Here is a 15572-nt window from a genome sequence, read left to right as displayed (position 1 = left end):
GTATACCCTTGTCACGTAGCTTTTTGGGTCTCCGAGTTTCGGGCTGGGGCCCGCCAGCACTAACACTGAGCATGCGCCCTCCGCGCCTGCGCAAAGAGTTCAGCTTGTCCTGAGGCCGCACGACACCGACCTCAGCCAAGCCACGCAGAAAACCGAGATCAGCAGTCGATCTCTGCAGTCAGGTCGAATTCGGCGAAGGTACGCGCCACGATCTCCCGCAGCTCATCTTTGGTATTTTGCCGGCCGAGAAGATAAGCGGAGACTCTGACGAAGATCCTCCCGTGGCTTCGCCCCGAAGCCAGAAACAGTTGTCCGCCCATCTGCTCGAGTGTGCTTTTCTTGATGTCCGGCTCGAGAGCCCTCATGTACACATAGTCGGCATCGGTGCCGTCGGGCCGGTTCGCCGCCGGCGGCAGGTCACCGACATTGGAGCAAGTGACCGGAAGGCTGGCACCACCCGCCGCAATCACTGCTAGCTTCCTGGCCACCCACTTCGGGGTCAGCGATGTCAGCGGAAGAGGCGCCAAAACCTCGTCGTTGGAGTTGTCGATCGCTTCGAGCATTGCGTGTGTCATCTTGACCTGGAGTCCCCCGAGGTCCGTCACCGGGTGCGTCGGGTCAACTGTGACATCGACAGCGGTGAGCGCATTGCCACGACTATCGTCTTCGGTCCGAAGCGATACCGTAAATCGTAGGGTGACCGTTCCGTCGTCACGAACGCGCCCCATACCCACCGCGAGTCTGCAAGCGAATCCTGCAACAAGCGAGTTACTCGTCCCGCCAAGGCTTTTCGCGCGAGCATCCCATTCCGCCACGTCAACGTATGCGGTCAGGGCGGGTATCTCTACTGTCTGATCGTTGCTGGCCGACCCCGGGGAAGGCGGAGCCACTTTGATCGATGGTTTGAGTTCTTTGAGATCACGCCGGGCTCTTCGCGCCACGGCGACCAACGCCTGCGCGATGTCGGGCAGTTCTTTGACTGTCTGCCGGAGGTCCTCACGTAACGCCTGCTTGCGGGTGCGCGATCCCCCGGGCGGATAGCCCAGATTGTGTGTCCTGCCCTCGGCGGCATCGGCTATCGCCTGGGTGAACGCGATCGCGTCGACGAGCGTATGCGAAACCACCAGACTCAACGCGGTCCCGCCATCCTCGAGCGGAAGCATTCCGAGATGCCAGCCGGGTCCCCACTCCGGATCGATGGGTAGGCGCGCCCTCTCGTCGGCCCATGCACTCACATCGGCGGGCCGCCGCGGTGTTGCAGCGATATCAATGTCGTCCGACGCCGGCGACGAGATCCAGCGATCACGCGCGAACGGTAACGGAGACCGTTCGACCCTGCGTCCGAACAACCCGCATCCAAGATTGCGGTGAAAACGCCGTAGTCCATCAATATCGATGGCACGGTCGTATATCCAAGTCACCTGAATCAGCGCGCCGTGAACCGCGCGCAGCGCGAGAAATGCCGCTTGATCCAAGTGTGCAAGCCTATTGTCCACCGGCTCTTCGTCATTCGGGCTGCCCTCAGACGCCAAGACCGCGGGCGCAGAGATGTCGGCCAGTAGGTCGGCCAGGTGGGTGACGATCGTTTTGGGGGTGGGGTAGTCGAGGGCCAGGGTTGCGGGCAGGGTGAGGCCGGTGTGATGGTTAAGGGTGTTACGTAGTTCTAGGGCGGTCAGTGAGTCGATGCCGAGGTCTTTGAAGGGTCGGTCGGGATCGATGGCGGCCGGGTCGGGGTGGGCCAGCACGGTGGCGGTGGCGTTGGCCACCATGGTGGTAAGGGTGCGGAGTTGCTGTTCGGCGGTTTGACCGGCCAGCCGCGCCACCAACCCTCCGGGGCTGGCGGTGGCGGCCTGTGGGCGGTTGGTGGTCAGCGCGGACAGGACCGGATCCAAGGTGTTGTCGCGTGCGTGGCGGGTCAACGCGCTGGTGTTGACGGGGCTGGCCAGCAGGTTGGGCCGCTGATCGGTGAGCGTGGCGTCGAACAGGGCCAGACCCTGTTCGTTGGTGATTGGGGTCAGGCCGGTGTTGGTCAGGCGGGTCAGGTCGGTCGTGGTGAGGTGGCCGGTCATGCCGGTGGGTGTATGCCAGTAGCCCCAGGCCAGACTGGTGGCCCGGCGGGTGTGATTACGGTGGCGGGCCAGCGCGTCCAGGAAGGCGTTGGCGGCCGCGTAGTTGGCCTGACCGGGGCTGCCGAGTATTGCCGCCGCCGAGGAGAACAAGACGAACGCGGCCAGATCAAGCTCGGCCGTGAGGTTATGCAGATGCCAGGCGGAGTCGGCTTTGGCGGCCAGAACGACATCGAGTTGCTGCGGGGTTAGTTCGGTCACCACGGCGTCAGCCAGGACACCGGCGGCGTGGATGACCGCCGTCAACGGGTGGCCGGCTGCAATGCTGTCAAGCACTGCGGCCAACTCGTCGCGGTTGCTGGTGTCACAAGCGGTGATCGCGACTTCCGCGCCCAGCCCGGCCAGACGTTGTTGCAGTTCACCGGCGCCGGGAGCGTCGGGTCCGCTGCGAGACACCAGCAGCAGATGCTTGATGCGGTGACGGGTGACGAGGTGTTCGGCGACGAGCGCGCCCAACATCCCAGTACCGCCGGTGACCAGCACCGTGCCCTCGGAATCCAACACCGCGGGGGCATCGGGCGGGGTCAGACTCGAAGTGCGGGCCAGGCGGGGGATGTGGACGACACCGTTGCGCAGGGCCAACTGCGGCTCGCTGGCCGGTCGCGTCGAGGCGATGGCCAGCAGGTTGTCCTTGCTGGCAGCACTGTCATCGGTGTCGAGCAGAATGATCCGGTCGGGTTGCTCTTGTTGAGCGGTGTGTATCAACGCCCAGACCGCGGCATGCGCCAGATCGGGGACACCGTCATAAACACTGACGCTGACCGCGTGACGGGTGAGGATCATCAGGCGGGTGTTGGCGGTGTCGGACCGGGCCAGCCAGCCCTGAAGCTGGGCCAGAACGTGGCGGGTCAGAGTATGCACTCGCCGCAGCGATTCAGCCTCCCCTTCCCCCATCCCCTCGGTTCGGGGTAGGAGCCAGATCACCAGGTCCGGGCATGGCGTCACGGTGGCCAGCTCGGTGTGAACCGGGCCGTCGGACAGGCTGGCCGGCAGGCGCCCGGGTGAATCGGTGCATACCGCCCACGTCGGCGGTTGGGTCGTCGACGGATCGGGCAGATCAGGCATCGACGGCCAGGTCAGCTCGAACAGGCTGTCGGATACCCCGGCTATCGACATCGGCCGGCCGATGTCGTCGGAGACAGTGCGCAAAGTCAACGCGCTGATGGTGATCACCGGCGCGCCGGCGGGATCGGTCGCGTGCAGCTCAAAGGTGTCCTCGCCGGTGCGAGTCAGCTGGACATGCAGCTGGGTGGCCGCGGTGGCATACAAAGTGATCCCGCTCAACGCGTACGGAAGCCGCAGCAACGCCGAGTCGGCATCACCGGTGCGGTCCAATACGGAGGCCAACGGATGCAGGGCAGCGTCCAGCAGGGCCGGATGAATACCGTAGCCGGCGACATCGGCGCCTGCAGGCAACGCCACCTCGGCATAGACGACCTCGGGTCGGGCCGGGTCGGTGCCGACACCGCGCAGCGACCGGAACAAGCCGCTGTAGCGGTAACCCCGCTGAGCCAGCCGTTCATAGAAGTCGTCCTGGTCAAGGGCTTCCACACCCGGCGCCGGCACGGGGGGCGCCGCGGCAGGCGGACCAGCACTCAACGCGCCGCTGGCATGCAACATCCACGCGGCGGAATGCTGGCCACCGGTGCGCGAGTGCACGCTAAACGGGCGCCGCCCCTGCTCATCGAGCGCCTGCACCACGATCTGCAGATCCGTCGGTACAGGCTCCGACAGAGTCAGGGCACTATGCAGAATCAGCTCACTGATCACCGGGCACCCGCTCAATTCACCGGCTCGCAGGATCACCTCGATGAACCCCGCCGCCGGGAACACCACGATGTCGTTGACCTGATGGCCGGCCAGCCAGCCCTGGGTGCTTGGTGACAGCCGCCCGCTGACCAGCAGCTGGTCTTGGTCGGCCAGCGCGGCGACCGCCCCCAACAAGGGATGCTCCGCACGGTCCAGACCCAGCCCGCCGGCATCCCCGGCCGGGGCCGGAGCCAGCCAGTAGCGACGATGCTCGAAAGGGTAGGTGGGCAACCCGACGGTGCGGGCATGGGGAAACAGGGCCGACCACGACGGGCTGTGACCGTGATTGTGCAGCTGGGCCAACGTGGTGGCCAGGCTGTCTCGGTCGGGCCGGTCGCGGTGCAACGTAGGGATCACCGCCGACTGGGTCCGCCCCGCGGCCTGAGCCAAGGTGTCGGTGATCGCTGGGGCCAAGACCGGATGCGGGGAGAGCTCCACAAACGTGCACTCACCGGCGGCCAAAAGCGCGACCACACTGTCGTGGAACCGGACCGGCTCACGCAGGTTGCGATACCAGTAGTCGGCGTCCATGGTGGTGGTGTCCAGGGGACCGGCTGAAAATGCTTCGCCCACAGTGGAGTACAGCGGAATGCGGGCGGGCCCCGGAGCCAGATCGGCCAGCTCGGCCAGGAGACGCCCACGTAGTGGTTCGATCTGAACAGAGTGCGAGGCGTAATCGACGGCGATGGGCCTGATGTGGATGCCGTCACGATCACAGGCTGCGGTGAACTGCTCCAGCGCATCAGGGGTGCCGCTGATGATGGTGTGTGAGGGACCGTTTATCGTGGCGATGCTCAACGCCTCACCCCAGGGCCGCAAGCGCGGGTGCAGTTCGTCGGCGCCCAGCAGAACCGACGCCATGGAACCGCCACCGCACAGTGCGCTCAGCGCCTGACTGCGCAGCGCCACAACCTTGGCGGCCTCGGGCAGGGAAAGCGCCCCGGCGACGTAGGCCGCGGCGATCTCCCCTTGGGAGTGGCCGATCACTGCGTCGGGAACAATGCCGTAACTGTCGAGCACCGCGGCCAGCGAAACCATCATCGTGAACAACACAGGCTGGACCACATCGACGCGGTCCAGGGGCGGGGCCGCCGGGTCCTGGCACAAGACCTCGCGCACCGACCAGCCCGTGAACGGGCGCAACGCCTGGTCACATTCGTCGACAGTGTCGGCGAAGACGGAGTGGTGTTCGTAGAGTTCTCGACCCATACCGAGGTGTTGGCCGCCTTGGCCCGGAAGGACGAACACGGTTTTCCCGCGAAGGTGGGCCAGGTGATGATGTTGGGTCAGCTGCGGGTGGGGCTGGCCCGTGCGCAGGGCATGTAGAGCGTCGAGCAGATCTTCGCGCGGATCGGCGGTGCCCACCGGTGCGGTGATCACCGCCCGATGGGAGTGATGCGTGCGGGTGCTGGCCAGGCTGTAGGCCACATCGGTGAGATCCAGGTCGGGATGGCGGACCAGATGTTCGTGCAGCCGGTCGGCCTGGGCGCGCAACGCTGTGGGGGTGCGCACCGAAACCGGCCACATCACCAACCCAAACCCAACACCGTCATCGCTTTGCTCAGCCGACACCTCCGGCGCGGTGGGCGGTTGCTGCAGGATCACATGCGCATTCGTGCCACTGATCCCGAACGAAGACACCGCAGCGGTGCGGGGATGATCGGTGACCGGCCAGGGCACCGGTTCGGTGAGTAGGCGAACGGTGCCCGCTGACCAATCGATGTGCGGACTGGGCTGCTCAACGTTCAGGGTCGGAGGCAACACGCCATGATTGAGGGCCTGAATCATCTTGATCATCCCCGCAACACCAGCAGCGGCTTGGGTATGGCCGATGTTGGATTTGACCGATCCCAGCCACAACGGATGCTGCGCATCACGCGCGGCACCATAAGTCGCGATCAACGCACCCGCCTCGATCGGATCACCCAACGTCGTGCCGGTGCCGTGAGCCTCCACCACATCAACCTGATCAAGCCCGACACCCGCATTGGCCACCGCCTGAGTGATCACACGCTGCTGCGCCGGCCCATTAGGAGCACTCAAACCATTAGAAGCACCATCCTGGTTGATCGCCGATCCCGCGATGACCGCCAACACCGGATGATTGTGGCGCTGGGCATCACTGAGCCGCTCCAGGACCAACACCGCCGCCCCTTCACCCCAGCCAGTGCCATCAGCGTCGCCGGAGAACGCTTTACAACGCCCATCAGCAGCCAACCCGCGTTGCCGGGCGAACTCGGTGAACACCGCCGGCGTGGTCATCACCGTCACACCACCGGCAAGAGCGAGAGTCGACTCCCCGTTACGCAACGACTGACACGCCAAATGCGTCGCCACCAACGATGACGAGCAGGCCGTGTCGACAGTCAGGGCGGGACCCTGCAAACCCAACACATAAGCCACACGCCCAGAAGCCACGCTGGTGGACGAGCCGGTCAGACCATATCCCTCCGAACTGTCAGAACCGCCCCCGCCGTAGACCTGTGCCCACGCCCCGACGAACACCCCGGTCTCCGAACCCACCAACGCAGCCGGATCAATACGCGCGGTTTCCAACGCTTCCCAGCACACCTCCAACAGCAACCGCTGCTGAGGATCCATCGTCTGGGCCTCGCGCGCCGAGATCCCGAAAAACTCCGCGTCGAACCCCCCCACCTCCGCCACAAACGCTCCGGCACGGGTGTAGGTCTTACCCACCGCATCAGGATCCGGATCAAACAAACCCGCCAGATCCCACCCCCGGTCGTCAGGAAACTCCCCCAACCCCTCCGTACCGCTGGCCACCAGCTCCCACAACGCCGCCGCCGAATCCACCCCACCCGGGAATCGACACGCCATCCCCACCACAGCCACCGGCTCATCGACACGCGCAAGAAGAGCACGATTCTGTCGCTTCAGCCGCTCGATTTGTAATAATGAGTCACGAAGAGCTTCGATTATATCGTCGTTTTTAATTGCCATTTTAGAATTTGTTCCTAATTGTTGAATTTATTACTGATTGCTCTTGTTCCCACGAGCAATGTTCATAAGTTCGCTCAGGCTCATGCTTGCAATGGCATCTTCTTCAGGCTTTGGTCCTGCTGAATTCATATCGTCTGCGATTTCGCGAAGCATCGCTAGAACCCCTGCATCCGCAAGCCGTTTTCCTGGAATTATTGAGATGAGACGCTTAATTTCGCCCTCCGGCAAATTGTGAGTTCCGCTAATGGCACTGTTTCCGGACAATTGTTCGCGAAGGCGCCTGGCCAGTGTAGCGGGCGTGGGATGGTCGAAGGCCAGGGTTGCGGGCAGGGTGAGGCCGGTGTGATGGTTAAGGGTGTTACGTAGTTCTAGGGCGGTCAGTGAGTCGATGCCGAGGTCTTTGAAGGGTCGGTCGGGATCGATGGCGGCCGGGTCGGGGTGGGCCAGCACGGTGGCGGTGGCGTTGGCCACCATGGTGGTAAGGGTGCGGAGTTGCTGTTCGGCGGTTTGACCGGCCAGCCGCGCCACCAACCCTCCGGGGCTGGCGGTGGCGGCCTGTGGGCGGTTGGTGGTCAGCGCGGACAGGACCGGATCCAAGGTGTTGTCGCGTGCGTGGCGGGTCAACGCGCTGGTGTTGACGGGGCTGGCCAGCAGGTTGGGCCGCTGATCGGTGAGCGTGGCGTCGAACAGGGCCAGACCCTGTTCGTTGGTGATTGGGGTCAGGCCGGTGTTGGTCAGGCGGGTCAGGTCGGTCGTGGTGAGGTGGCCGGTCATGCCGGTGGGTGTATGCCAGTAGCCCCAGGCCAGACTGGTGGCCCGGCGGGTGTGATTACGGTGGCGGGCCAGCGCGTCCAGGAAGGCGTTGGCGGCCGCGTAGTTGGCCTGACCGGGGCTGCCGAGTATTGCCGCCGCCGAGGAGAACAAGACGAACGCGGCCAGATCAAGCTCGGCCGTGAGGTTATGCAGATGCCAGGCGGAGTCGGCTTTGGCGGCCAGAACGACATCGAGTTGCTGCGGGGTTAGTTCGGTCACCACGGCGTCAGCCAGGACACCGGCGGCGTGGATGACCGCCGTCAACGGGTGGCCGGCTGCAATGCTGTCAAGCACTGCGGCCAACTCGTCGCGGTTGCTGGTGTCACAAGCGGTGATCGCGACTTCCGCGCCCAGCCCGGCCAGACGTTGTTGCAGTTCACCGGCGCCGGGAGCGTCGGGTCCGCTGCGAGACACCAGCAGCAGATGCTTGATGCGGTGACGGGTGACGAGGTGTTCGGCGACGAGCGCGCCCAACATCCCAGTACCGCCGGTGACCAGCACCGTGCCCTCGGAATCCAACACCGCGGGAGGGGTCAGCACGATTTTGCCGGTATGGCGGCCTTGGCTCATGTCACGGAAGGCTTGCGGCGCGTTCAGCAGGCCGAAGCTGGTGGTGGGCAGCGGTTTGAGGACGCCGGCGGCAAACATCGGCATCAGCGCTGTCCATGCTCGCAGGAGGAATTCTGATGCCGCGTTGCCCAGATCGTAGGCCTGATAGTGCACACCGGGATGGGCTGCGGCCACGTCGTCGGCCAGGCGGATGTCGGTCTTGCCTAATTCGATGAAACGGCCCCCACGGGGCAGCAGTTGCAGTGAAGCATCGACGAAATCTCCACTGAGGCTGTCCAGCACGACATCCATGCCCTCTCCATGGGTCGCGTCGCGGAAGGTATCGACGAAATCCAGCGTGCGCGACGAGGCGATGTGCCCGCGGTCGACCCCCAGATCGTCGAGGACGTGATGTTTGTTCGGGTGGGCGGTGGCAAAAACCTCCGCACCCAGGTGGGTGGCGATCTGGATGGCGGCTTGACCGACACCGCCAGCGCCGGCGTGGATGAGCACCCGCTGCCCAGCCGACAGTCCTGCGAGTTCAACCAATGCGATATAGGCGGTCAAAAACGCCGTCGGAACCGAGGCCGCCTGAGCAAACGACCACCCAGGCGGGATCCCAACCACCGCGCGGTGGTCAGTGACGGCGGTAGTCGAAAAAGCGTTCTGGGGGAAAAGGCCCATCACCCCATCACCGGGCCGAACGCTGGTGACGTCGGGGGCGGTGTCGATGATGACCCCGGCGGCTTCAGCGCCGAGGCCCTCATCGGCGATGGCACCTAATGCCACCACCACGTCGTGGAAGTTCAGCCCGGCGGCCTGAACCTGAATGCGGATCTGCCCCGGGGCCAGCGCCGTGGGAGCACTGGCGGGAACCAGGGTCAGGTTGGCTAAGTCACCTTTGCCGGTAGTGGCCAGCTGCCAGGCGGGGGCATCGGGCGGGGTCAGACTCGAAGTGCGGGCCAGGCGGGGGATGTGGACGACACCGTTGCGCAGGGCCAACTGCGGCTCGCTGGCCGGTCGCGTCGAGGCGATGGCCAGCAGGTTGTCCTTGCTGGCAGCACTGTCATCGGTGTCGAGCAGAATGATCCGGTCGGGTTGCTCTTGTTGAGCGGTGTGTATCAACGCCCAGACCGCGGCATGCGCCAGATCGGGGACACCGTCATAAACACTGACGCTGACCGCGTGACGGGTGAGGATCATCAGGCGGGTGTTGGCGGTGTCGGACCGGGCCAGCCAGCCCTGAAGCTGGGCCAGAACGTGGCGGGTCAGAGTATGCACTCGCCGCAGCGATTCAGCCTCCCCTTCCCCCATCCCCTCGGTTCGGGGTAGGAGCCAGATCACCAGGTCCGGGCATGGCGTCACGGTGGCCAGCTCGGTGTGAACCGGGCCGTCGGACAGGCTGGCCGGCAGGCGCCCGGGTGAATCGGTGCATACCGCCCACGTCGGCGGTTGGGTCGTCGACGGATCGGGCAGATCAGGCATCGACGGCCAGGTCAGCTCGAACAGGCTGTCGGATACCCCGGCTATCGACATCGGCCGGCCGATGTCGTCGGAGACAGTGCGCAAAGTCAACGCGCTGATGGTGATCACCGGCGCGCCGGCGGGATCGGTCGCGTGCAGCTCAAAGGTGTCCTCGCCGGTGCGAGTCAGCTGGACATGCAGCTGGGTGGCCGCGGTGGCATACAAAGTGATCCCGCTCAACGCGTACGGAAGCCGCAGCAACGCCGAGTCGGCATCACCGGTGCGGTCCAATACGGAGGCCAACGGATGCAGGGCAGCGTCCAGCAGGGCCGGATGAATACCGTAGCCGGCGACATCGGCGCCTGCAGGCAACGCCACCTCGGCATAGACGACCTCGGGTCGGGCCGGGTCGGTGCCGACACCGCGCAGCGACCGGAACAAGCCGCTGTAGCGGTAACCCCGCTGAGCCAGCCGTTCATAGAAGTCGTCCTGGTCAAGGGCTTCCACACCCGGCGCCGGCACGGGGGGCGCCGCGGCAGGCGGACCAGCACTCAACGCGCCGCTGGCATGCAACATCCACGCGGCGGAATGCTGGCCACCGGTGCGCGAGTGCACGCTAAACGGGCGCCGCCCCTGCTCATCGAGCGCCTGCACCACGATCTGCAGATCCGTCGGTACAGGCTCCGACAGAGTCAGGGCACTATGCAGAATCAGCTCACTGATCACCGGGCACCCGCTCAATTCACCGGCTCGCAGGATCACCTCGATGAACCCCGCCGCCGGGAACACCACGATGTCGTTGACCTGATGGCCGGCCAGCCAGCCCTGGGTGCTTGGTGACAGCCGCCCGCTGACCAGCAGCTGGTCTTGGTCGGCCAGCGCGGCGACCGCCCCCAACAAGGGATGCTCCGCACGGTCCAGACCCAGCCCGCCGGCATCCCCGGCCGGGGCCGGAGCCAGCCAGTAGCGACGATGCTCGAAAGGGTAGGTGGGCAACCCGACGGTGCGGGCATGGGGAAACAGGGCCGACCACGACGGGCTGTGACCGTGATTGTGCAGCTGGGCCAACGTGGTGGCCAGGCTGTCTCGGTCGGGCCGGTCGCGGTGCAACGTAGGGATCACCGCCGACTGGGTCCGCCCCGCGGCCTGAGCCAAGGTGTCGGTGATCGCTGGGGCCAAGACCGGATGCGGGGAGAGCTCCACAAACGTGCACTCACCGGCGGCCAAAAGCGCGACCACACTGTCGTGGAACCGGACCGGCTCACGCAGGTTGCGATACCAGTAGTCGGCGTCCATGGTGGTGGTGTCCAGGGGACCGGCTGAAAATGCTTCGCCCACAGTGGAGTACAGCGGAATGCGGGCGGGCCCCGGAGCCAGATCGGCCAGCTCGGCCAGGAGACGCCCACGTAGTGGTTCGATCTGAACAGAGTGCGAGGCGTAATCGACGGCGATGGGCCTGATGTGGATGCCGTCACGATCACAGGCTGCGGTGAACTGCTCCAGCGCATCAGGGGTGCCGCTGATGATGGTGTGTGAGGGACCGTTTATCGTGGCGATGCTCAACGCCTCACCCCAGGGCCGCAAGCGCGGGTGCAGTTCGTCGGCGCCCAGCAGAACCGACGCCATGGAACCGCCACCGCACAGTGCGCTCAGCGCCTGACTGCGCAGCGCCACAACCTTGGCGGCCTCGGGCAGGGAAAGCGCCCCGGCGACGTAGGCCGCGGCGATCTCCCCTTGGGAGTGGCCGATCACTGCGTCGGGAACAATGCCGTAACTGTCGAGCACCGCGGCCAGCGAAACCATCATCGTGAACAACACAGGCTGGACCACATCGACGCGGTCCAGGGGCGGGGCCGCCGGGTCCTGGCACAAGACCTCGCGCACCGACCAGCCCGTGAACGGGCGCAACGCCTGGTCACATTCGTCGACAGTGTCGGCGAAGACGGAGTGGTGTTCGTAGAGTTCTCGACCCATACCGAGGTGTTGGCCGCCTTGGCCCGGAAGGACGAACACGGTTTTCCCGCGAAGGTGGGCCAGGTGATGATGTTGGGTCAGCTGCGGGTGGGGCTGGCCCGTGCGCAGGGCATGTAGAGCGTCGAGCAGATCTTCGCGCGGATCGGCGGTGCCCACCGGTGCGGTGATCACCGCCCGATGGGAGTGATGCGTGCGGGTGCTGGCCAGGCTGTAGGCCACATCGGTGAGATCCAGGTCGGGATGGCGGACCAGATGTTCGTGCAGCCGGTCGGCCTGGGCGCGCAACGCTGTGGGGGTGCGCACCGAAACCGGCCACATCACCAACCCAAACCCAACACCGTCATCGCTTTGCTCAGCCGACACCTCCGGCGCGGTGGGCGGTTGCTGCAGGATCACATGCGCATTCGTGCCACTGATCCCGAACGAAGACACCGCAGCGGTGCGGGGATGATCGGTGACCGGCCAGGGCACCGGTTCGGTGAGTAGGCGAACGGTGCCCGCTGACCAATCGATGTGCGGACTGGGCTGCTCAACGTTCAGGGTCGGAGGCAACACGCCATGATTGAGGGCCTGAATCATCTTGATCATCCCCGCAACACCAGCAGCGGCTTGGGTATGGCCGATGTTGGATTTGACCGATCCCAGCCACAACGGATGCTGCGCATCACGCGCGGCACCATAAGTCGCGATCAACGCACCCGCCTCGATCGGATCACCCAACGTCGTGCCGGTGCCGTGAGCCTCCACCACATCAACCTGATCAAGCCCGACACCCGCATTGGCCACCGCCTGAGTGATCACACGCTGCTGCGCCGGCCCATTAGGAGCACTCAAACCATTAGAAGCACCATCCTGGTTGATCGCCGATCCCGCGATGACCGCCAACACCGGATGATTGTGGCGCTGGGCATCACTGAGCCGCTCCAGGACCAACACCGCCGCCCCTTCACCCCAGCCAGTGCCATCAGCGTCGCCGGAGAACGCTTTACAACGCCCATCAGCAGCCAACCCGCGTTGCCGGGCGAACTCGGTGAACACCGCCGGCGTGGTCATCACCGTCACACCACCGGCAAGAGCGAGAGTCGACTCCCCGTTACGCAACGACTGACACGCCAAATGCGTCGCCACCAACGATGACGAGCAGGCCGTGTCGACAGTCAGGGCGGGACCCTGCAAACCCAACACATAAGCCACACGCCCAGAAGCCACGCTGGTGGACGAGCCGGTCAGACCATATCCCTCCGAACTGTCAGAACCGCCCCCGCCGTAGACCTGTGCCCACGCCCCGACGAACACCCCGGTCTCCGAACCCACCAACGCAGCCGGATCAATACGCGCGGTTTCCAACGCTTCCCAGCACACCTCCAACAGCAACCGCTGCTGAGGATCCATCGTCTGGGCCTCGCGCGCCGAGATCCCGAAAAACTCCGCGTCGAACCCCCCCACCTCCGCCACAAACGCTCCGGCACGGGTGTAGGTCTTACCCACCGCATCAGGATCCGGATCAAACAAACCCGCCAGATCCCACCCCCGGTCGTCAGGAAACTCCCCCAACCCCTCCGTACCGCTGGCCACCAGCTCCCACAACGCCGCCGCCGAATCCACCCCACCCGGGAATCGACACGCCATCCCCACCACAGCCACCGGCTCATCCGAAGCCGTTTGCGATGCCACCGGTAAAGCCGCGGCAGCCGACCCGGTCATTTGCTGGCCTAGGTGGACGGCCAACGCGGCTGGGGTGGGGTAGTCGAAGGCCAGCGTGGGAGACAAAGTCAGTTCGGTGGCGGTCTGAAGCCGGTCAAGCAACTCGGCGGCCTTCAGCGAGTCGAACCCCAGTTCCTGAAACGCCCACTCAGGGTCGATGTCGTCAGGGCTGGGATGCCCCAACACCACTGCCGCCTGCGCGCACACCACCCCAACCAGCAGGTCATGTTGCTGCTGCCGGAGCGTGCGCAGACGTTGGGCCCATCCCGAGTCGGCTCCGGCGTCCGCCGCCGTGTCATCGACCACGGGCTGCTCTGCCCGGCGGATCGTCCCGTCTAGGCGGGTAAACCCATCGTCCAGATACCGCTGCAGGCAGTCCCGGCGTCTGACCTTGCCACTTGTGGTGAGGGGAATCGAATGTGGGGGTACCAGCACAAGATCCGCCACACTCAGACCGTGCGACTTCGATATCGCTGCGGTGATTTCGCGCCTGACGGCGCCCATCCTGTGCGTCGCAGCCTCTTGGACGTCGTCGCCAGGCTTGAGTTCGACGATGGTGACCAGCTGCTCAACGCCGCCCTCGTCCGGAACCGCTATCGCCACGCAGCGTCCTCGGGTAATCTCCTGGATCGTCGCCTCGATGTCGTCGGGAGAGTGGTTGCGCCCGTACACGATCAAGAGATCCTTGATACGGCCGACGATGAAGAGCTCGCCGGCGGAGATGAAGCCCAAGTCCCCGGTTCTCAGCCAGGGCCCGTCGGGTGTACCGGGCGACGGATCGACAAGCGTTGCACCGAAGGTGCGTTCAGTCTCTTGAGGTTTCTGCCAATAGCCGCTGGCGACGTTGTCGCCATGCACCCAGATCTCACCGACTCGTCCCGCCGGATGCTCGACACGGGTCTCGGGGTCGACGATACGCACGATACCGCAGTCGCCGAAGCCGTAACTGACCAGCGGTATTCCGTCTCCGTTTGAACACCGCTGGGCATGGCCGGCGCTCAGCTTCGCGGATTCGAACGAAACGCTTGCCGGCGGTTTACCCGCGGTGCTGCACGCAACCAACAGCGTGGCTTCTGCGAGCCCATACGACGGTCGTAACGCCTTCGGGTCAAGATTGAAGCGAGCAAACCGCTCAGCAAAGCGTCTGAGAGTCGCCGGGTTTACTCGTTCGGCACCGTTGACAATGTTGCGCACGTCCCCGAGGTCGAGCCCGGCCATGTCGTCATCTGATGTTTTGCGTGCCGCCAATTCGAAAGCGATGTTGGGCCCACCCGAAAACGCGTGACTGTTGCTGGCCAACAATTGCATCCACCGCGCCGGTCGCTGCAGGAACGACGACGGACTCGTCAGCACGGCGGGAAACCCTCCCAGTATCGGGACGGCAATTCCCAGTATCAGTCCCAAGTCGTGGAAGAGCGGCAGCCACGACACCACAGTGGTGTCCGGCGGAGCAACCCCCCCGTCGTCCCCATACCAGGCGGACATGAGCTGTTCGAAATTGGAGCGAATGTTTTCGTGTGAGACCACGACTCCCGCCGGTGTGCGGGTCGACCCTGAGGTGTACTGCAAATGCGCGATGCTCGTCGGACTATCGGCCTCGGCAGCCGGTCCTATCTCAGAGTCGAGATCCAGCAAATCAACCTCGATGACCGATGGCGCGGATTCACCGGGCTTCAACCTGATGTATTCGGCGATGTTGCCTGCGACAGAGGAGGTCGTGAGAATGGTCGACGCCGATGCGTCACGCAACACTGAACCAACACGCTCATCGCTGGCACCACCCAGCGGGACTGACAGCGGAACCGCGATCAGTCCGGCCTGTAGTGCGCCCAGGAACCCAGTGACGTACTCGAGTCCTTGCGGCGCCAATATCACGGCACGGTCACCGGTTGACCCGCAACGTTTGAGCTCCTGCGCGACGTTGAGCGTTCGCCGATACAGCTGCAACCACGTCAGGCTTTCCGCAACGCCGGCCCAGTCCTGCTCGTAATCAACGTATGTGAACGCTGTCTCACTGGACCGAAGACCAGCGCGCTCCCGCAGCACAGCGGGAATGGAAGACTCAAACACAGGTTGACGATACCCGGACAGAGATCGATGAGAAAAACGGGATGCGTTGCCCAGAGCATCGTTCTTGATTGTAGTCGCCGCTGTCCAGTGAATGGTGACGCT

2 protein-coding genes are annotated in these 15572 nt (G+C 64.8%); both read right to left on the bottom strand.

Annotated features, from left to right (window positions below):
• Positions 1-158: 158 nt before the first annotated feature.
• Positions 159-6896, bottom strand: a complete 6738-nt coding sequence (locus tag ACVWWN_RS13070; RefSeq protein WP_457144279.1) for a type I polyketide synthase — start codon at positions 6894-6896, stop codon at positions 159-161.
• Between the two features lie 30 nt (positions 6897-6926).
• Positions 6927-15470: a fatty-acid--AMP ligase gene (locus ACVWWN_RS13065; RefSeq protein ID WP_457144278.1), complete on the bottom strand. Its 8544-nt coding sequence runs from the start codon at positions 15468-15470 to the stop codon at positions 6927-6929.
• Positions 15471-15572: the final 102 nt, after the last annotated feature.

This window comes from Mycobacterium sp. URHB0021, from assembly GCF_054057895.1.
Note: the sequence above shows the minus strand (reverse complement) of the source record. Positions and strands in the feature narration are given on the sequence as shown.